The organism is Bradyrhizobium pachyrhizi (genome assembly GCF_029714545.1).
Taxonomy (GTDB): Bacteria; Pseudomonadota; Alphaproteobacteria; order Rhizobiales; family Xanthobacteraceae; genus Bradyrhizobium; species Bradyrhizobium pachyrhizi.
On sequence record NZ_CP121667.1, the window covers coordinates 844,984 to 864,329 of the forward strand.

Annotated in this window: 17 protein-coding genes; 4 read left to right on the forward strand and 13 right to left on the reverse strand. The window is 66.0% G+C overall.

The genetic code is table 11. The annotated features are described in order from the left end of the window. Positions 1 to 143: 143 nt before the first annotated feature. Together glgX and radC are read right to left on the reverse strand one after the other, a co-directional pair. Complete coding sequence (glgX, locus tag QA639_RS03830) at positions 144 to 2,267, reverse strand: glycogen debranching protein GlgX (RefSeq protein WP_283089198.1); 2,124 nt, start codon at positions 2,265 to 2,267, stop codon at positions 144 to 146. 361 nt (positions 2,268 to 2,628) lie between these two features. Further along, positions 2,629 to 3,342, reverse strand: coding sequence for a RadC family protein (gene radC / locus QA639_RS03835; RefSeq protein ID WP_283089199.1), 714 nt, complete (start codon positions 3,340 to 3,342; stop codon positions 2,629 to 2,631). Positions 3,343 to 3,466: 124 nt separating this feature from the next. Here radC and QA639_RS03840 point away from each other — a divergent pair, with 124 nt between their 5' ends. Beyond that, complete coding sequence (locus tag QA639_RS03840) at positions 3,467 to 4,186, forward strand: DNA-3-methyladenine glycosylase I (protein ID WP_028335893.1); 720 nt, start codon at positions 3,467 to 3,469, stop codon at positions 4,184 to 4,186. A gap of 26 nt (positions 4,187 to 4,212) precedes the next feature. Here the strand turns inward: QA639_RS03840 and map are convergent, their stop codons facing one another. Continuing rightward, complete coding sequence (gene map, locus QA639_RS03845) at positions 4,213 to 5,037, reverse strand: type I methionyl aminopeptidase (protein ID WP_016844429.1); 825 nt, start codon at positions 5,035 to 5,037, stop codon at positions 4,213 to 4,215. Positions 5,038 to 5,205: 168 nt separating this feature from the next. After that, positions 5,206 to 6,522, reverse strand: a complete 1,317-nt coding sequence (locus QA639_RS03850) for a mechanosensitive ion channel family protein (protein ID WP_028335892.1) — start codon at positions 6,520 to 6,522, stop codon at positions 5,206 to 5,208. 221 nt (positions 6,523 to 6,743) lie between these two features. On the opposite strand from QA639_RS03850, the gene QA639_RS03855 reads away from it, so the two are divergent. Then, a complete protein-coding gene (locus QA639_RS03855; RefSeq protein ID WP_157343687.1) occupies positions 6,744 to 8,537 on the forward strand; it encodes a potassium/proton antiporter in 1,794 nt (597 codons plus the stop codon). Positions 8,538 to 8,546: 9 nt separating this feature from the next. On the opposite strand, the gene QA639_RS03860 is transcribed toward QA639_RS03855, so the two are convergent. The 6 genes from QA639_RS03860 to mepA form a co-directional block, all read right to left on the reverse strand. Beyond that, positions 8,547 to 9,842, reverse strand: coding sequence for a hypothetical protein (locus QA639_RS03860; RefSeq protein WP_283089200.1), 1,296 nt, complete (start codon positions 9,840 to 9,842; stop codon positions 8,547 to 8,549). Positions 9,843 to 9,936: 94 nt separating this feature from the next. Further along, a complete protein-coding gene (gene modC, locus QA639_RS03865; protein WP_028335889.1) occupies positions 9,937 to 10,608 on the reverse strand; it encodes a molybdenum ABC transporter ATP-binding protein in 672 nt (223 codons plus the stop codon). 2 nt (positions 10,609 to 10,610) lie between these two features. Further along, complete coding sequence (gene modB / locus QA639_RS03870) at positions 10,611 to 11,306, reverse strand: molybdate ABC transporter permease subunit (protein ID WP_283089201.1); 696 nt, start codon at positions 11,304 to 11,306, stop codon at positions 10,611 to 10,613. A gap of 2 nt (positions 11,307 to 11,308) precedes the next feature. Beyond that, positions 11,309 to 12,094 (reverse strand): molybdate ABC transporter substrate-binding protein, encoded by a 786-nt coding sequence (modA, locus tag QA639_RS03875; protein ID WP_283089202.1) that lies wholly within the window; start codon positions 12,092 to 12,094, stop codon positions 11,309 to 11,311. Between the two features lie 191 nt (positions 12,095 to 12,285). Continuing rightward, entirely contained in the window at positions 12,286 to 12,795 is a 510-nt protein-coding gene (locus QA639_RS03880; RefSeq protein ID WP_168858345.1) for a hypothetical protein, read from the reverse strand. Between the two features lie 130 nt (positions 12,796 to 12,925). Further along, the gene (gene mepA, locus QA639_RS03885; RefSeq protein ID WP_283089203.1) at positions 12,926 to 13,888 is read right to left on the reverse strand and encodes a penicillin-insensitive murein endopeptidase; all 963 of its coding nucleotides are present in this window, start codon (positions 13,886 to 13,888) and stop codon (positions 12,926 to 12,928) included. A 252-nt stretch (positions 13,889 to 14,140) separates the two neighbouring features. Here mepA and QA639_RS03890 point away from each other — a divergent pair, with 252 nt between their 5' ends. Both QA639_RS03890 and QA639_RS03895 read left to right on the forward strand, forming a co-directional pair. Further along, the gene (locus QA639_RS03890; RefSeq protein WP_051376247.1) at positions 14,141 to 14,521 is read left to right on the forward strand and encodes a L,D-transpeptidase; all 381 of its coding nucleotides are present in this window, start codon (positions 14,141 to 14,143) and stop codon (positions 14,519 to 14,521) included. Positions 14,522 to 14,968: 447 nt separating this feature from the next. Then, positions 14,969 to 17,176, forward strand: coding sequence for a sensor domain-containing protein (locus tag QA639_RS03895; protein WP_283089204.1), 2,208 nt, complete (start codon positions 14,969 to 14,971; stop codon positions 17,174 to 17,176). A gap of 271 nt (positions 17,177 to 17,447) precedes the next feature. On the opposite strand, the gene QA639_RS03900 is transcribed toward QA639_RS03895, so the two are convergent. The 3 genes from QA639_RS03900 to QA639_RS03910 are packed head-to-tail and all read right to left on the reverse strand — an operon-like array spanning position 17,448 to position 19,329. After that, positions 17,448 to 17,894, reverse strand: a complete 447-nt coding sequence (locus QA639_RS03900) for a DUF1801 domain-containing protein (protein ID WP_283089205.1) — start codon at positions 17,892 to 17,894, stop codon at positions 17,448 to 17,450. A 35-nt stretch (positions 17,895 to 17,929) separates the two neighbouring features. Next, the gene (locus tag QA639_RS03905; RefSeq protein WP_283089206.1) at positions 17,930 to 18,712 is read right to left on the reverse strand and encodes a sulfite exporter TauE/SafE family protein; all 783 of its coding nucleotides are present in this window, start codon (positions 18,710 to 18,712) and stop codon (positions 17,930 to 17,932) included. An 11-nt stretch (positions 18,713 to 18,723) separates the two neighbouring features. Beyond that, the gene (locus tag QA639_RS03910) at positions 18,724 to 19,329 is read right to left on the reverse strand and encodes a TetR/AcrR family transcriptional regulator (RefSeq protein ID WP_283089207.1); all 606 of its coding nucleotides are present in this window, start codon (positions 19,327 to 19,329) and stop codon (positions 18,724 to 18,726) included. Positions 19,330 to 19,346 lie beyond the last annotated feature (17 nt).

Below are 19,346 nucleotides of genomic sequence, written 5' to 3' on the forward strand. Positions count from 1 at the left end.
GAGGTCGCCTTGCTCGGCAGAGCTAAGCGGGCGGGGATTTGCTCTCTCCGTAAACAGCATCGCCTGCGGCTGACCCCCATCCCGACCTTCCCCCTTTCAGGGGGAAGTAGAAGGCGGACCGCAGCCCGAGTGGAGCCAACGGGCTACGGGGATGACTTCACCTCGCCGGCGGTGAAGAGCACGAACGAACGCCCCACCGCCTTGTACGTGCCGTCGAACGCAAAATGCGCGCCTGCCGGCTGTTCCGGCGCGTTGGTATCCAGCAGCAACGACCAGCGCGGTCCGGCTGACGTCCGCGGTAGCTTGAAGCCGACCTCGCCCTCGTAGCTGTTGAGGATGACAAGCACAGTGTCGTCCTCGCCCTCACGCGCGATCGCGGTCTTGCGGGCGCGGCCGTCGAGCACGACGCCGAAGCATTTGATCCAGCCGGTGCTCCAGTCGGTCTGCGTCATCTCGGCGCCTGTCGTGCCGATCCAGACCACGTCGCGGATCTCGAGCTGCGGATCGCGATCGCCGGAGAGGAAGCGGCTGCGACGCAGGATCGGGTAGTCGCGCCGCAGCTTGATCATCCGCTTGGTGAAAGCGAGCAGCTTCTCGGCGTCGTCGGAAAAATTCCAGTCGAACCAGGAGATGTCGTTGTCCTGGCAGTACGCATTGTTGTTGCCGCGCTGGGTGCGGCCGAACTCGTCGCCGCCGAGCAGCATCGGCGTGCCCTGCGATGCCAGCAGCGTCGCCAGCATGTTGCGCTTCTGCCGTTCGCGCAAAGTGCGGATATCCGGATTGTCGGTCGGGCCCTCGGCGCCGCAATTCCAGGAGTGGTTGTCCGACGAGCCGTCATTGTTGTGCTCGCCGTTGGCCTCGTTGTGCTTGTTGTTGTAGCTCGCCCAGTCGTTCAGCGTGAACCCGTCATGTGCAGTGACGAAGTTGACGCTGGCCCAGGTACGGCGGCCCTCGCGGTTGAACACATCGTGCGAGCCGAGCAGCCGCGGCGCCAGGCTGCCTGGCGCCGCCTCGCCGCGCCAGAAATCGCGCACGACGTTGCGGTATTTGTCGTTCCACTCCGCCCAGCCCGCCGGAAAGCCGCCGACCTGGTAGCCGCCGGGGCCGCAGTCCCAGGGCTCGGCGATCAGCTTGACGGTCGCGAGCAACGGGTCCTGGTTCATCGCCTTGAGGAAGCCGGACTGCTCGTCGAAACCGTAGACTTCCCGCGCCAGGATGGTGCCGAGATCGAAGCGGAAGCCGTCGACATGCATGTGGCCGGCCCAGTAGCGCAGGCTGTCCATCACCATCTGGATCACCCGCGGATGTGACAGGTTCACCGTGGTGCCGGTGCCGGTGTCGTTGATGTAGTAGCGCCGCTTGTCCGGCAGCAGCCGGTAATAGCTCGCATTGTCGATACCCTTGAACGACAGCGTCGGGCCGCGCTCATTACCTTCGGCGGTGTGGTTGTAGACGACATCGAGAATGACTTCGAGGCCGGCGCCATGCAGCCGCGACACCATCTCCTTGAATTCGCGCAGGCTGTTCGGCACGTCGGCGGCGTAGCGCGGATCCGGCGCGAAGAAGCCGATGGTGTTGTAGCCCCAGTAATTGGTGAGGTGCTTGTCCAGCAGGTTGCTGTCGTTGATGAAGGAATGCACCGGCAGCAGCTCGACCGAGGTGATGCCGAGCGCCTTGAGATGATCGATCGCGGCGTTCGAGCCGAAGGCCGCATATGTGCCGCGCAAATGTTCGTCGATGCCTAGGTGCTGTTTGGTGAACCCCTTGACGTGGGTCTCGTAGACCACGGTCTCGTCCCAGTGAACGTCCTGCCGTTGCGCCTCCTGGACCCAGTTGAAATTGGGATCGACCACCACGCATTTCGGCATAAACGGCGCGCTGTCGCGCTCGTCGAAGGTGAGGTCGTCGCCGCTCTCCATCTTGTAGCCGAACACCGCCGGATTCCAGGTCAGGCTGCCGGCATGGGCGCAGGCGTAGGGATCGAGCAGCAGCTTGTTCGGATTGAAGCGGTGGCCGCCGTCCGGCTGGTAGGGACCGTAGACGCGATAGCCGTAGAACGTCCCCGGCTGCACGCCATTGATGAAGCCGTGAAACACCTGGTCGGTGTATTCGGGCAGCTCGAAGCGATGCGTCTCGCGCCCGCCGTCGAACAGGCACACCTCGACCTTGGTGGCGTTGGCGGAAAACACCGCGAAATTGGTGCCGTGACCACTCCAATGGGCGCCCAGCGGATAGGGCAGCCCTTCCTCGATGACGAAATCGGACATCGGTCCCCCAAGGCCCCTGTCAGGCCGCCAGATCAATCTGCAACAAACGCCGCCGTGCGGAAAACGTTGCATGGGCTTGTTTAGCGGCAGTTACGCTTGGTTCGTATGACGCGGGCGGAACGAGATGCAAGGCTCGGCAAGAGATGTCGCGAGAATTCGGACGCATGACTCTCTGCCACAATCTCGATGTCGTCCCGGGCAAGCGCAGCGCGACCCGGACCCATAACCACGAAAGCAAATTGGCTTGCAAAGCTGGAGCCACAGCGTGCTTCGACAACGCATCCCTGGTTATGGGTCCCGGCCCCCGTGCGCAATTGCGCACTACGCCGGGACGACGGTGAGGGCGTTGCGAACACCTCCCTTAAATCAGCCGCATGCCCTTGAAGCTGGTATGGCCGTTCTTGCCGACGATGATGTGATCGTGCACGGCGATCCCGAGCGGCTTTGCGATGTCGACGATGGCTTTCGTCATCTGGATGTCGGCCTGCGACGGCGTCGGGTCGCCGGACGGATGGTTGTGCACCAGGATCAGCGCGGTGGCGGACAATTCCAGCGCGCGCTTGATCACCTCGCGCGGATAGACCGGGGTGTGATCGACGGTGCCGGTCTGCTGCACCTCGTCGGCGATCAGCTGGTTGCGCTTGTCGAGGAACAACAGGCGGAACTGCTCCTTGTCTGCGAACGCCATGCCGGTGCGGCAATAGTCGATGACGTCGTTCCAGGACGACAGCGCGATGTTGCGCCTGATCTCGCCCTTGGCGATCCGGCCGGCGGCGGCGGCGAGCAGCTTGAGCTGGTTGATCGAGGCATCCTTGACGCCCTCGACCTCGCGCAGCCGCGCCACCGGCGCGTGCACCACCTCGGCGAACGAGCCAAACTTCTTCAACAGCGCCTTGGCCAACGGCTTGGTGTCGCGGCGCGGGATCGCGGCGAACAGCGCCATTTCCAAGAGTTCATAGTCGGTCAGCGCGTCCGGTCCGGCCGCATAGAAGCGCTCGCGCAGCCGTTCGCGATGGCCGTGATAATGCGGCGTCTCGCTGGCTTCGTCGTCGCTGGTATCGTGCTTGGCGGGCATCGGCCACAACCATGCCGTGCTCGCGGCGATTTGCAAGAGCCGATGCAACTGCCCGGTTTGCCACGATGCTTCGGACGAATTACCGTCGGCTGCAACGGTTCGAGAGCAAGAGGGGGAGGGCGGCGTGACTTCATTCAAGGTGATCCGCTCGCGCGCCGAGAAGCGCAAGGGCGGGCCGAAGGCGCTGGAGAAGCTGCTGCGGCCGCCGGCGGGCGCCAAGGCGCTGGCCAAGCTCGGCGACGACCGCGTGCTGGCCGAGATGACCAGGCGCGTGTTCTGCGCGGGCTTTGCCTGGAGCGTGATTGACGCCAAATGGCCGGGCTTCGAGGAGGCGTTTCTCGGCTTTCAGCCCGCCAAGCTCGCCTTCAAGCCCGACGAATTCTGGGAGAAGCTGGTCAGCGACGCCAGGATCGTGCGCAACGGCGCCAAGATCATGTCGGTGCGCGACAACGGCCGCTTCGTGCAGGAGATCGCGCGCGAGCACGGCAGCTTCGGAAAATTCCTTAGCGCCTGGCCGTCATCGGATGAGGTCGGACTGCTGGAACTATTGGCGAAGCGCGGCAGCCGGCTCGGCGGCAACACCGGACAGATGCTGCTGCGCTTCCTCGGTTGGGACGGCTTCGTCACCTCGCGCGACGTGGTCGCCTGCTTGCGCGATGCCGGCCTCGATATCGCCGAGGAGGTCAAGTCGAAGCGCGATCTCGCCAAGGTGCAGGCGCAGTTCAATGCCTGGGCGGAGGAGACCGGACTGTCCTATCTGCATCTGTCGCGGATCTGCGCGATGTCGATCGGAGAGAACCATACGCCCGAGGAGATCATCGAGCGCACGCGCAGCGACTTCTGACGAGGACGGTTACAGCTGAAACCCGATTAGACCTGGACCCACGGCTTCTCGCCATGGCGCTCGGACAGCGTGAAGATCTCGACGCCGTCGGCGGTGACGCCGACCGAGTGCTCGAACTGCGCCGACAGCGAACGGTCGCGGGTCACCGCGGTCCAGCCGTCGGACAGGATCTTCACATGCGGCTTGCCGAGATTGATCATCGGCTCGATCGTGAAGAACATGCCGGGCTTCAGCGGCGCGCCTTCGCCGGGGCGGCCGATGTGGATGATGTTCGGCTCGTCGTGGAACAGGCGGCCGAGGCCGTGGCCGCAGAAGTCGCGCACCACGCTCATGCCTTGCGGTTCGACATAGCTCTGGATGGCGTGGCCGATATCGCCGGTGGTGGCGCCGGGCTTCACCGCGGCGATGCCGCGCATCATCGCCTCATAGGTCACCTCGATCAGCCGCTCGGCCTTCCGCGCGATGGCGCCGATCGCATACATGCGGCTGGAGTCGCCGTACCAGCCATCGACGATGAAGGTGACGTCGACATTGACGATGTCGCCTTCCTTCAGCGGGCGGTCGCCCGGCATGCCGTGGCAGACCACGTGATTGATCGAGGTGCAGGTCGAGTAGCGATAGCCGCGATACATCAGCGTCGCCGGATAGGCGCCGTGGTCGAAGGCGAACTTGCGAACGAACTCGTCGATGACCGAAGTCGGGATGCCCGGCTTGACGATGTCGGTGAGCGCGTCGAGGCATTTCGACACCAAGGCGCCCGCCTTGCGCATGCCGGCAAAGCCGCTCGGTCCGTGCAGCTTGATCTGACCGGTCTTGCGAAGCGAGGTGTCGGTGGCGTCGATATAGCTCATGGGCGGGCTGTTTCTGCGGGCAAGGGGCTGATTTCAGGCCCTAATTTAATGATCGGCGCGCCCGGCGCAAGCCAAGCTTGGGCATGGGGACATGTCCAAACGGCTTGATTTTTCAGGCCATATCCGGAACAGCGGCCGCCGCTCCTGAGAAAAAACGGTGCGCAAGCGCTAATTGGAGACCTCGACCACGCTCTCGACCGGCAGCGCGCCGCCGCGGATGCGGAGTTCCCGCACCGGGTAGGGCACCCTGATGCCCTCCTGCTTGAAGGCGTCCCACAGCGACAGCATGACGTCGCTCTTCACATTGTCCATGCCGTCGGGGTCGGCGATCCAGAAGGTCAGGGAGAATTTCATCCCGGCCTCGGCGAACTCGGTCAGGATGCAGTTCGGGGTCCGCCCCTTGGTGGCGCGCGGATGGGCCGCCGCGGTCGTGATCGCGAGCTTGCAGACCTGCCGCGGATTGGCGTCGTAATTGGTGGAGAAGGCGATCTTCACCAGCGTGTTCTTGTCGGTATAGGTCCAGTTGGTGACCTTCTGCGTCACCAGGTCCTCGTTCGGGATCAGGAACTCGCGGCCGTCGCCGGCGGCGACCGAGATGTAGCGGGTCTTCATCGCGCTGATCCGGCCCGAATTGTCGCCGATCGTGACGAGATCGCCGGGCTTGACCGATTTGTCGACCAACAGGATCAGGCCGCTGATGAAATTGGCGACGATCTTCTGCAGGCCGAGACCGATGCCGACGCCGGCCGCGCCGGTGAACACTGCGAGCGCGGAGAGGTTGATGCCGACCGCGCCAAGCGCGATCACGATCGCCGTCACCATCAATCCGATACGGATGATCTTGACCAGCAGCACCTGGATCGACGGCGTCAGATCGGTGGCGCGGTTGATGCGGCTCTCGGCGAAATTGCCGGCGAGGTTGGTCAGCCACAGCGCCACGATCAGGAGCGCGCCGGCCTTGATCAGCAGCAGCGGGGAAAGCCGCAGGCCGCCGACCACGACCGCATACGCATCCAGCGTGTCGGCCGCCCAATCGAGTTGGCCGATGATGCTGAGCGCGGCGACCAGCCAGGCCGCGATCGAGACTGTTTTCACGATGAAGGCGTTGTCGATCACCGAGGTGACGAGGCGGATCACCAGCCAGGCCAGCGCCAGCTTGGCGGAGACCGCGATCAGATAGCTGCGGCTCGGCCAGGTCGCGTGCCACATCACGATGCGGGAGATGATCATCAGGACCGCGAACACGGCGGTGGAAGCGCTCTTCACCATCACGCGGGCGAAGTGCCGGAGCGGCAGCGGCCAGCGCATCGCCAGCGACGACATGTCGACCCGCGCATGAATGGCGGTGTCGGCGGCGTAGGCGAGGCCCGCGGCGGCGAGGATGATGCCGAATTGCAGATAGAACCAGGGCGAGGCGACCTCGGCGCCGACCGAGCGCGCCGCCATTTGGATCGATTCGAGGACGTCCTTCCAGTTCATGTCCATCGGCAAAATCTCAACTCGAAGCGCGGGTCAGCCAAATGTGATTCGAAAGCCCAGCGAGAATCCCACAAAGGCGCGCACGCGACCATCGATACAACACAGTGTCGGGGCGACCTAGGGCTGATGAGACCGGGCACATTGCCGCTTATGTCAGAAATCGGTTGGCGTCCCAGTGTGGCGACGATAAGGATGCAATTGCAAGTATTTGAGACCTCCGAAGGCGCATGGCATCCCTCGACTCCGTCAGTATAGCGATCCTGCTCGGTGCGGTGCTGGTGATGGCCGGCATCCTGTCGAGCCTGCTGGCCTTGCGGTTCGGCGCTCCCTTGCTGCTGGTGTTCTTGCTGGTCGGCATGCTGGCGGGCGATTCGGGCCCCGGCCGGCTGCAGTTCGACGACGTCCGCACCACCTATCTGGTCGGCTCGGTGGCGCTGGCGCTGATCCTGTTCGACGGCGGATTGAAGACGCGGTTCGCCAGCATCCGCACCGTGCTGGCGCCCTCGATGATGCTGGCGACCGCCGGCGTGCTGTTGACCGCGCTGATCACGGCGCCGGTCGCCCGTTTTGTGCTCGACCTCAACTGGACCGAGTCGCTGTTGGTCGGCGCCGTCGTGGCCTCGACCGACGCGGCTGCCGTGTTCCTGCTGGTACACACCCAGGGCCTGCGCCTGCGCCCGCGCGTCGGCGCGACGCTGGAGGCGGAATCCGGCACCAACGATCCGTTCGCGATCTTCCTCACCTTGATGCTGGTCGAGTTCATCTCGATCGGCCAGAGCTCGGCCTCGCACATCGCGCTGGAGTTCATCCAGGAGGCCGTGTTCGGCGCCATTATCGGGGTGATCGGCGGCCGGCTGGTGGTGATCGCGCTGAACTATGTGGCGCTGCCGCAGGGCCTGCATGCGCCGTTCGTGACCACAGCGGCACTGGTGATCTTCGGCGGCTCGCAGATCGTGCACGCCTCGGGATTCCTCGCGGTCTATCTCGCCGGTATCATCATCGGCAACCGGCCGACCCGCGCGCATAATTCGGTGGTGACGTTCCTCGACGCCGCGACCTGGCTGGCGCAGATCGTGATGTTCGTGCTGCTCGGCCTCTTGGTCTCGCCGCATCGCCTGCTCTCCAGCGCCGGCGGCGCCGTGCTGGTGGCGTTCGCGCTGATGCTGGTGGCGCGGCCGCTGGCGGTGCTGATCTGCCTCGCACCGTTCAAGTTCAACTGGCGGGAGAAGGTCTTCATCGCCTGGACCGGCCTGCGCGGCGCGGTCGCGATCTTCCTCGCCTCGATCCCGATGCTGGTCGGTCTGTCGAAGGCCTATCTCTATTTCGATGTCGCCTTCGTCGTCGTCATCATCTCGCTGCTGTTGCAGGGCTGGACGCTGGCGCCGGCGGCGCGGCGGCTGCATGTCGCGCTGCCGCGCGCCGAACGCGGCCCGCGCCGCGTCGAGCTCGATTTGCCTGGCCAACTCGAGCAGCAGCTGGTCGGTTATCCGGTGCGGCCGAAGAGCCTGTACTTCCGCCGCGGGCTGATCCCGTCCTGGTCGAAGCCGACGCTGGTGATCCGCGACGAGCGGATCCTGACGCCGACCGAGGCCGATCCGGTCGCGCCCGGCGACTACATCTATCTGCTGGCGCCGCCGGAGCGCGCCGAGGCGCTCGACCGCTTCTTCGTCGACATGGCGCCGTCGAGCGCGCCCGATCCGCATCTGCTCGGCGACTTTATGGTGTCGGCGGAGCATACGATCGGCGAGCTCGCCGAGATCTACGGCGTCAAGGTCGACGAACACCAGGCCAAGCTGACGCTCGCCGACTATTTCGACATCAATCTCGACCGCGCGCCGAAGGAAGGGGCCGAACTGGCGCTCGACGAGATCGTGCTGGTGGCGCGCAGCATCAGCGGCGGCCGCGTCAACGTCGTCGGCCTGCGCCTGCCGGAGGAAGAGGAGAAGGTCGCGCCGCAAACGCGGATGCAGATCGTCAAGCGCAAGCTCGCCGATATCTGGGCGTCGGTGGCGGGTGTCTGAGCCGCGCCGTTAGGTCTTGCGCAGGAAGTTCGAGTCCGGTGCGAACTTCCTGATCATGTCGGACAGCCCGTCGTCGGCCGGTGGACCGGATGGGCCCTTGGACGCCGCGTCCGGCTTGGTCTCGCCCTTGATTTTCTGACCGGAAATCTCGGCCAGCGCCGCGAGCAGCGTCTCGTCGAGATTATCGGCCGCTGTCTTCGCGGGTGGTGTCGTCGCAGCTGGCGTCTTGGCGGGCGCAGCGGGAGCCGGCGGAGGTGGCGTCGGTGGGGCGGCGGGCGCGACCGCGCGGATTTCGGGCTCGGGCCTTGCCGGCGGCGCTGACTCCGGTGCCGGCTTGGACGCATCCTTGGATGCATCCTTGGATGCATCCTTGGGGGCGTCCTTGGGGGCGTCCGCGCGCCGGGCGGCGGCCTCGCCGACGGCGGCGATCAACGATGCTTCGAGGTCGGCGGGCGTGTCGGCCGGCATGGGCGGCGGTGTAGCCGGCATCGGCGGCTGTGTGACCGGCACCGGCGGCGGCCCGGCGGGCTTCGCGTCCCGGGTGGCGCGACCGAACTGCGGTTCCCGCTGGCTCGCCGCCTGCGGCCGGCTGTCGGTGGCCTTGCCCGGCTTGAAGAGACCGGCGCGTTCGGCGGCCATTTTGGCGGAAGCCTCCTCGACCGTGGCGAGCAGGGACGCTTCGAGCGCGTTTGCGCGATTGCTTGGCGAAGTCGCGGGCTTGGCGGCAGGGATGGTCACCTGCTTCGGCTGCGGCGGGGGCGGAAGCGGCGGTGGCCGCGGTGCTTCGACCGGTGCGGGCGGCGGCGGGCTCGGCTGACCGTCCCGGGCGCGCGCGATGATGCCGTCGACGATCGCCCCCAGGCGGCCCTTGTCGGGGGCGGCCAAATAGCTCACCGCCAGTTCGTCGACATATTGCGGGCCGTAATCGGCGAGCACATTGGCGATCTGGGCGAGATCAGGATCGCTCTCGACCAGCCGGCGCCAGGCCTCCCCGTCGTAAGTCTCCCGGTCGTAGGCTGCGTCGCCCTTCTTGTCGGGCCAGGCCACCCGGCGCGGCTGACGCTGCCCGGTATCCTGGCCTGCGATCGGGTCGCGGGTCGGCGGTTGCAGCCCGTCGCTGAGGCGCGGCGGGGTAAATCCCGAGGCGCCAGCCGGCACGGCAGCATCGGCCGGACGCCGGCGCCGCTCGTCGACCTGCAGCGCGATCAGGCCGACGCCCATCAGCAGGAAGCCGAGCGCGGCCCACGAAATCGTGGCGCACAGCAGCCCGCCGATCAGCAGCAACACCCAGCCAGTCAGTCGCACAAATTCACCTTTCCCCATGCCCGATCGGACGTCCCGACGCGGGCCTAGCAGACAAGATAGGCTATCTTATGCCGACTTTCGGAAAAACGGCCAGCTACCCGCCCGCCGTCAGCACCTTGACACCGCCGAACGCGGTCACCTGGCCGCGGCGCAGCATCACGATCTGGGTGGCGAGCTGGCGCAGCTCGGCCGCGTCGTGGCTGACATAGACCATCGGGACCCCGGCCTCGTCGCGCAGCCGGACCAGATAGGGCAGGATTTCGAGCTTGCGGCTTTCGTCGAGCGCGCCCAGCGGCTCGTCGAGCAGCAGCAGCCGCGGCTTGGACAGCAGCGCCCGGCCGAGCGCGACGCGCTGGCGCTCGCCGCCGGAGAGCTTTCCGGGTCGGCGGTCGAGCAGGGCACCGATGTCGAGCAGGTCGACGACGCGCCGGTGTTGGGCGGGATCCTCGGTGAGGCCGTTCATGCGGCGGCCGTAGTCGAGGTTCTGGCGGACATCGAGATGCGGAAACAGCCGCGCGTCCTGGAACACGTAACCGATGCGGCGGCGCCAGCTCGGGACGTGGATGCCGGTCGCGGTATCGTCGACGGTCTCGCCGTCGATCACGATGGTGCCGCGGTCGGGACGCAACAGGCCCGCGATGGTGTTGATCAGCGAGGTCTTGCCGGAGCCGGACGCGCCGAACAGGCCGGTGACGCGGCCCTCGCTGGTGAACGAGGCCGCAAGCGAGAACTCGCCGAGCTGCTTGGTGATGTCGACGCGCAGCATGGCTATTGCCCGTGCAGGCGCGCGGTGGCGCGACGCGCAAACACTTCAGCCGCGACCAGTGCACCGACCGCGAGCACGACCGAGATGATCACGAGCCGCGCGGCGGCGGTGTCGCCATCCGGCGTCTGGATCAGCGAATAGATCGCCGACGAAATGGTCTGGGTCTCGCCGGGAATGTTGGAGACGAAGGTGATGGTCGCGCCGAACTCGCCGATCGCCTTGGCAAAACCGAGCACCATGCCGGCCAGCACGCCGGGCAGCGCCAGCGGCAGCGTCACCGTTGCGAACACCCGCCACGGCGCGGCGCCGAGCGTCTCGGCCGCCTGCTCGAGGCGGCGGTCGACCGCCTCGATCGAGAGACGGATCGGCCGCACCAGCAGCGGAAACGACATCACGCCGCAGGCGAGCGCCGCGCCGGTCCAGCGGAAAGCGAACACGATGCCGAGATGGTCGGCCAGCCAGCCGCCGACCAGGCCGCGCCTGCCGAAGGTCAGCAGCAGCAGATAGCCGGTGACGACGGGCGGCAGCACCAGCGGCAGATGCACGACGGCATCGAGCAGCGACTTGCCCCAGAAATCGCGCCGCGCCAGCAGCCAGGCAAGCGCTACCCCGAACGGGGTCGCCACCAGTGTTGCGATGACGGCGACCCGCAGCGACAGCAGGATCGCCGTCCATTCGGCCGGCGAGATCTCGAACACGCTTAGGTCGTCGGGCTGATCAGGAACTTGAAGCCGTATTTCTCGAGGATCGTCTTCGCCGCGGACGAGCGCAGGAAGGCAAGGTACTCGGCGGCCTCCGGCTTCGCGGTCGTGGTCGCCGCGACCGGATAGATGATCGCCGGATGGGTGTCGGCCGGGAAGGTGCCGACGATCTTGACGCCCGGCTCGACCTTGGCGTCGGTCGAATAGACGATACCGAGCACGGCTTCGCCGCGCGCCACCAGCGTCAATGCCGCGCGCACGCTCTCGGCCATCGCGAATTTCGGCTCCGCCGCCTGCCAGGCGCCGAGCTTTTCGAGCGCAGCCTTGGCGTATTTGCCGACCGGCACCGCCTTGACGTCGCCGGTCCCGATCCTGCCGTCGCCGGCGAGCTTGGCGAGATCGAAGCCCGGTCCGATGTTGACGTTGTCGATCTTGGAATCCTTCGGCGCGATCAGCACGATCGAGTTGCCGAGCAGGTTCACCCGCGTCTGCTCATTGATGTTCTTCTGCTTGATCGCATAGTCCATCCAGTCGGTGTCGGCGGAGACGAACACGTCGGCCGGCGCGCCCTGCTCGATCTGTTTTGCCAATGCCGAGCTCGCGGCATAGCTGGCGGTGATCTTGACGCCGGTCTTGGCGGTATAGGCTGCATCGATGTCGTCGAGCGCGTTCTTCATCGAGGCGGCGGCAAACACGGTGAGCGTCTTGTCCTCCGCGCTCGCGGGCGAGTGCAGCGCGCCGAGCAGGATGACGAAGGCGGTGAAAAGTCCGGCAAGTCGTGACATGGAAAGCGCTCCGTGCGAGTTCACGCGCGAACGGGCGCGCAAATCAGGCGTTGAGTGGGGTCTGGCCTGCGACGGACGGAAGCGCTGTTCCGCTGGGTCCCCGACGGACTTACGGTCCTCAGGGATATCGCACTGCAAACATAGCAGGCTGGGGCTTACGGTAAAGGCGACCGTTTGTCTAACCGTTCGTCCTATTCATCCGCCGGCTGGATCGCGATCGACAGCGAGTTCTCTTTTGAGCCGCTGACCTGCAGCACGAAGGGGCTGGCGGCGAGGTCATATTTCACGGTCTTGCGGATACCGTCGCAATCGGTCGCGCCGCTGAACGCCTTTGGCTTCAGGAAATGCCCGTCCTGCACCAGGTCGACCCAGGCCCCAGCCGACAGGCTGACGGTATAGAGTCCGGCCTTCGGCGCGGCCTTGAAGCTGGTGAAGCCGGCGAAGGTGCCCTCCTTCGGCGCGCGCTCCGGCGGCGTCGGCAATTTGGCGTCGCCGGGGGCCACCAGCGCCAGCGTGATCGCGGTCGCCGGCAGCGCCGTCTGCTCGCTCCCCGATACGACCTTGGCGCGATCGGACGCGGTCAGCGCGGCGCGTGCGCGCTCGATCGACCATTTGAACTTGTCACAGCCGCTCGGCTCCTCCGCCGCGAAAGCGGAAGTCGAGACGAGCACGAGCGATGCGGCGAGGAGCGATTTGCGCATGTCTGGTCCATTCATGATGACGGATAACTAGATCAGCCGCCCCGATCCACCGCCCGCACGCGCTTACGGCGCGACGGCAGGAGATCATATCGCAGTTCGAGCCGGCCGGCATAGCCGCCTGACAAAGATGTTATTGCCCTGGCAGCTGCTGTTTCGCGTCGGGGGCGTTCAGCACCGTCCTGCAGTCAGCCGGCATCTGCGCCAGCGTCATCGGCGGGCGGGGTTTCGGCGGCTTCGGCGGAGGCTTCGGATGCAGCACCGAATCCTTGAACCAGAAGGCGAGATCGGATGGCTTGCAGCCTTCGCCCTCCGCTTGCGGCTTCTGTCCCTCACAGCCAGGGCTGCCGGGCGGACATCGCATGCGAATGTGGAAGTGGTAGTCGTGGCCCCACCACGGCCGGATCTTCGACAGCCAGCCGCGATCGCCCTTGGCCTCGCGGCACAGCGCCTTCTTGATCGCGGGATTGACGAAGATGCGCTGCACCGCCGGCTCCCGCGCCGCGTCGCGGATGACGAGCACGTGGCCCGGCGTGAAGACGCGCGGATCGATGTCGAGCCGATCGTCGCGCACCATCATCACCGCCGACATCTCCTCGCGGTCCTCGCGCGACAATTTGCGATCGGGCATCGGCGTCAGCCAGACGTCGGCGTCGAGTCCGATCTGGTGGCTGGCGTGACCGGAGAGCGCGGGGCCGCCGCGCGGCTGGCCGATATCGCCGACCAGGATGCCCGGCCAGCCGGCGTCCTTGTGCGCGTTGGCCGCCAGCCGCTTCAGCAGCGCGATCATGTTGGGGTGACCCCAGTAGCGGTTGCGCGACAGGCGCATCACCTGCCAGGTCTCGCCGTTGAGCGGCATCTGCGCGGCGCCGGCGAGACAACCCTTGGTGTAGCCGCCGATCGACCGGGTCGGCAACGCCGCCGGCAAAACCTTGCGCGCGAACAGCTGCTTCGCCCCGATCTTCGGATCGTCAGGGTTGGCGAGCGGCGGCAGCGGCTGTGGATTGAGCGAGCCCCTGTCCTGCGCCCGCGCGGAGATGGTGCAGGCGACGAGGGCTAAGATCAGGAGTGGGAACAGACGCAGGCGGGATGTCATTCGGATCACTCTGTCGGCGCAAGGCTAGCATGGATTCGGAGCAGGCGGACCGCGCTTTCATCCCATTCGCTTGATCGCCCACAGGGTGGATTAAGATTACCCGCGGCTTCCAGGCTTCGATGTGAGCCACGCCACTTTACAAGCGCACGTTGTGGGCGACATCATGTCCGCAATAATTTCAGGGTAGGCGTTATTGTGACAAGCGTATCGTGCGTACGGCTGGCGTTTGCCGCCGCGATTGCCGCGCCGATTTTGGCGCTCTCGCCGGCGCGGGCCGATGTCGTCGTTCACATCGATAAATCATCGCAGCGCATGGCGGTCAGCGTCGACGGCGCGAGACGCTACAACTGGCCGGTGTCGACCGGCCGCCGCGGCTATGGCACGCCGAGTGGAGTCTTTCGTCCGCAGATGCTGGCGCGCCGCTGGTACTCGAAGAAGTACTATAACTCGCCGATGCCGCACTCGATATTCTTCCACCGCGGCTTTGCCATCCATGGAACATACGAACTCACGCGCCTTGGCGGGCCGGCCTCGCATGGCTGCGTGCGCCTGCATCCCTCGCACGCAGCCCAGCTCTATGGGCTGGTCGAGCGCAATGGCCGCGGCGGCACGCGCATCGAGATCACCAACTAAAGCATGATCCGGAAAAGTGCGAAGCGGTTTTCCGAAAAGATCATGCTCAAACAAAGAGCTAAGGCGCGATGACGATTCAACCTATCTCATCGCGCTTTAAGGTATGATCCGGCAAAATCCGAAGGCTGAGGCGCGTCGCACTTTAACTGCGCGATAACCCTGCCGCACGCTGACGAACATTGATGCGCTTGAAGCGTCTTCGGCGCATTCAATGTGCAATCGAGCGCCGATTTACGCTTCCTTCACCAAGCGCCGGCGCTTCCACGCTGCGAATCTGTGCCGTGCGCCGCTGGCGCGCCGGGAGCAGACTCGCGCCCGGCGTGAATTCGCCTGCAAAGCAGGCATGCAAGGGCTTCTCAGGCAGCGCAGCTACTCGCCAAGAGATACCAATTTTTCAGAGACTTATCGCAGATATATCGCCGAACTGGAATGCGCGTGGGGCGTGCGATGCCGATGATGCGGCCGAAGAAAAAGACCAAGAAACCGAACCGGGCCAAACTGTCCCGTGCTCGGGGCCGCCGGCCCACGCCGATGCCGAAAGTGTCGGGCGGATCGCGCCGCTCCGCGGTCGAGATCGGCGAACTGGTGCGCCAGCGCGCGCAGGCCGAGGCCGCGATCGCCGAGGCGCGCAAATCCAACGCGCGGCTGCGTGAGGCGATCGACATCCTGCCGCAGGGCATCGTGTTCCTGGACCACGAAGGCCGTTACACGCTCTGGAACAAGAAATACTCGGAAATCTACAAGCGCAGCTCCGACCTGTTCGAGCACGGCGCTCGTCTCGAAGACACCATCCGCATCGGCGTCGCGCGCGGCGATTATCCGGAGGCCGCCGGCCGCGAGGAAGAGTGGATCGCCGAGCGGCTCAACAAGATGTACCAGCCCGGCGAGCGGCACGAGCAGGTGCTGGCCGACGGCCGCGTGGTGCTGATCGAGGAGCGGCTAACCTCGGACGGCGGCATCGTCGGCTTGCGCGTCGACATCACCGAACTGAAGCAGCGCGAGGCGTCGTTCCGCCTGCTGTTCGACGGCAATCCGGTGCCGATGATCCTGTGCGCGCTCGACGGCGAGCGGATCCTCGCTGTCAACGACGCCGCGATCGCACATTACGGCTACGTCCGCGCCGAATTCGAGCGGATGACGATCAGGAGCCTGCAGGCGTTCGATGCCGAGCTGCCTTGGGCGGCGGGCCGCAGCAGCGACGAGCAGGCGGCGCGGACCTGGAAGCATGTGCGCGCCGACGGCACGCTGATCGACCTTGCGATCTATTCGCGCCAGCTGATGCATGGCGACCAGCCGGCGATGCTGCTCGCGCTGATGGACATCACGGAACGCAAGCGCGCCGAGGCGCGGCTCGCCTTCATGGCCCAGCACGACAGCCTGACCGGCCTGCCCAACCGCAATCTGCTACGCCAGCAGATGGACGAGATGCTGCAGCACACCCGCCGCTCCACCGACAAGGTCGCGGTGCTGATGCTGGGTCTCGACAATTTCAAGGCGGTCAACGAGACGCTCGGTCACGGCATCGGCGACAAGCTGCTGCGCGCGGTGGCAAAGCGCCTGCGCTCGACGCTGCGCGAGGAAGATGCGCTGGCCCGTCTCAACTCCGATGAGTTCACCATCGTGCAGGGCGGCGTGATGCGGCCTGAGGACGCGGTGCTGCTGGCGCGGCGGATCTTGGATGCGATCGGCGAGCCCTATCTGCTCGAGGGGCACTCGGTGGTGATCGGCGCCAGCATCGGGATCGCGATGTCGCCCGGCGACGGCGAGGATTCCGAAAAGCTGTTGAAGAGCGCCGACATGGCCTTGTCGCGCGCCAAGAGCGAATTCCGCGGCACCTTCTCCTTCTTCGAGGCGGAGATGGACGCGCGCGCCCAAAGCCGCCGCAAGATCGAGATCGACCTGCGCGATGCGATCCAGAACGAAGATCTGCGGCCCTATTACCAGCCGCTGGTCGATCTTGCGACCGGGCGCATCACCGGCTTCGAGGCGCTGGTGCGCTGGCCGCATCCGGAGCGCGGCATGATCTCGCCGGGCGAGTTCATCCCGGTGGCGGAGGAGACCGGGCTGATCAATCCGTTGGGCGCGCTGATGCTGCATCGTGCCTGCATGGACGCGGCGCAATGGCCTGACGACGTGCGCGTCGCGGTCAATCTGTCGCCGCTGCAATTCCGCACCGGCAATCTGCTGGCGCTGGTCACCGACGCGCTGCGGCAATCCGGCCTGCCGGCGCGGCGGCTCGAGCTCGAGATCACCGAGACGCTGCTACTCGAGAAGAGTAGCCAGGTGCTGGCGACGCTGCATGCGCTGCGCGCGCTCGGGGTGCGGATGTCGATGGACGATTTCGGCACCGGCTATTCGAGCCTCAGCTATCTGCGCAGCTTTCCGTTCGACAAGATCAAGATCGACCAGTCGTTCGTGCGAGACCTCGGCGCGAACCCGGACGCGCAGGCGATCGTGCGCTCGATCGTCAGTCTCGGCATCGGGCTCGGCGTCACCATCACCGCCGAGGGCGTCGAGACCGAGGCGGAGTTGAGCCGTCTGCGCGCCGAAGGTTGCCACGAGGGCCAGGGCTTCCTGTTCAGCCGCGCCCGGCCGAACGCCGAGGTCATCAGCCTGCTGAAGGCGCAGCGCGTCGCGACCGCGCTGGTGGCGTAGTGGAGCCTAGAGGAAGAGATGTTACCTCGAATCGAGCGACGGGCTCCCCTTACCTCGCCCCGCGTGCGGGGAGAGGCATAGGCCGCCTTCGGCGGCCGTTCTTGGCAACGCCGAAGCAGAGCTTCGGCTATGACGCATCGTTAGATGCGTTCCGGGTGAGGGGGATTCTCCGCGAACGCAACTATTACCGAATGTGCGGTGACCGCCCCTCACCCCAACCCTCTCCCCGTAAGAACGGGGAGAGGGAGGGCACCGCCGTCGCTATCACGCTCTAGGACGATTTCTTGTTCAGATGATAAGTCAGCGCAAGCGCCACGCAGTGGCGCAGCGCTACCTCCGGCAGCTTGCCCGCGACATCGAGCAGGATGGCGCGGTTGCCGCTGTAGCTGAGCTCGGGGTAGAGCTCGCGAAAGGTCTCGACCAGATTAGTCTGGCAGTGGAAGTAGACCGCGACGCGGTCGGTGGCCGGCTTCACCTGATCGATCCGGACCGTGCTGCCGCTGCCGGTCTCAGGCGTGAGGTAGCTCGGCTGGCCCCATTTCAGCGTCTCTTCCAGCGCGCCGACGCCTTTGGTCGCCTTCGCGGTCTCGAAGATCAGGCGCCGCAGCGCCAGCAGCCTGGCCCTGACCGGGGCAGGGTAGGCGTCGAACAGCGCAACTGCTGGTTTCGCGTGCGACCGTGATGCCGCCTTGCTGGTCAATGTCGCCGGCTTGCACATGGTGGGCTCCGCGAGGAGGACGTATCCACGTCTATCTACCACAGCGCCTTGAAGGTCATATAGGCCGCCATCAGCGAGACAAAGACGATCATCGCGCCGCGCAACCGCGCGCGGTCGATGCGGTTGGCGGCGTGGGCGCCGAGATCGGTGCCGGCCAGCAGGCCGACGATCACGCCCGCCAGCACCGGCCATGATGCGAGCGAGCCCTCGCTCCAATAGATCCAGGCCGACGGGATCGTGGTCGGGATCAGCGACATCACGAGGCTTGCCATCTGCGCCTGATGCTGCGGCACGCCGAGCACGGCGCTCAATCCGACCACGGTCGCCAGCCCGCCGCCGATGCCGAGAAAGCCCGACGACAGACCCGCCAGCAACCCGACAATGAGCAGCGCCGCCCAGGATATGTCGCGCGCGGTGCCCTTGTCGTCGTGCTTCGACTGGTCGCGTCCGCCGCGCAGGATCAGCATCGCGTCGAGCACGACGAGATAGGCCACATAGGTCCAGCGCAGCGCAGACTCAACGACCTGGTTGGCGGCGAGCGCGCCGGCCGCGCCGCCGGCGACGAAGCCGAATGTCAGCAGCGCGATCCAGCGCAATGGTGTGCGGTTGCCGCTTTGCCAATAGCGTCGGATCCCGGTGAGGCTGGTCGGCGGCACCTGCGCGACCAGCGAGATGCCTTGCGCGACATGCTGCCCGGTACCGAGCAGCAGCACCGAGAACACGACCAGTCCGCCGCCGGGGCTGACGCCGAGCAGCCCGGCGGTGAGACCGCCGGCGAGGCCCGTGCCGATGCCGGCGAGGAGGTCGTGGATGATCATCGCATCTCCCGTCAGCGCCTGGCGGCAAGGCCGGCAAGGAAGATGTTGAAGGCGTGCATCGCCTCCGCGGTCGAGACGGTTTCGCCCCACAGCCGTTGCAGCACGATGCCCTGGAACATCGCCACCATCGCCCGCGCCGCGCCGCGTGGCTGCACGTGAGGATCGATCGCGCCGCTTTTCTGGCCGCGCCGCAGCAGGTCCACGATCAGGGCGATCGGCTGGCGGATTCCGCTCGTCACCTGGTCGCGGACCACGTCGTCGCGCAGCGCCTCGGCCCAGAGCTGCAACGCGACGCGGCGGGCGCGCAGGCCTTCTTCCTTCTGCAGGTCGCCGAGAAAGGCGCGGGCGATCGAGCGCAGGCTCTGCAACACATCGTCCGGTGGATCCTTGAGCGCCAGCAGCGCGCTGTCGCGGCCATGGCGGCTTTCGCCGATCGCCTGGATCAGCTCCTCCTTGCCGGTGAAATGCCCGTAGATGCAGCCGGCACTGAGCCCGGACTGCTTGATCACGTCCTGGATCGTGGTCTGGTGAAATCCCTGGTGCGCAAAGCAGATCTCCGCGGCCTGCAGGATCTCCTCGCGGCGGATCGCCAGGGTCTCGGGTTTCACCTTCGGCATTGTCGGGTCCTTGTCAG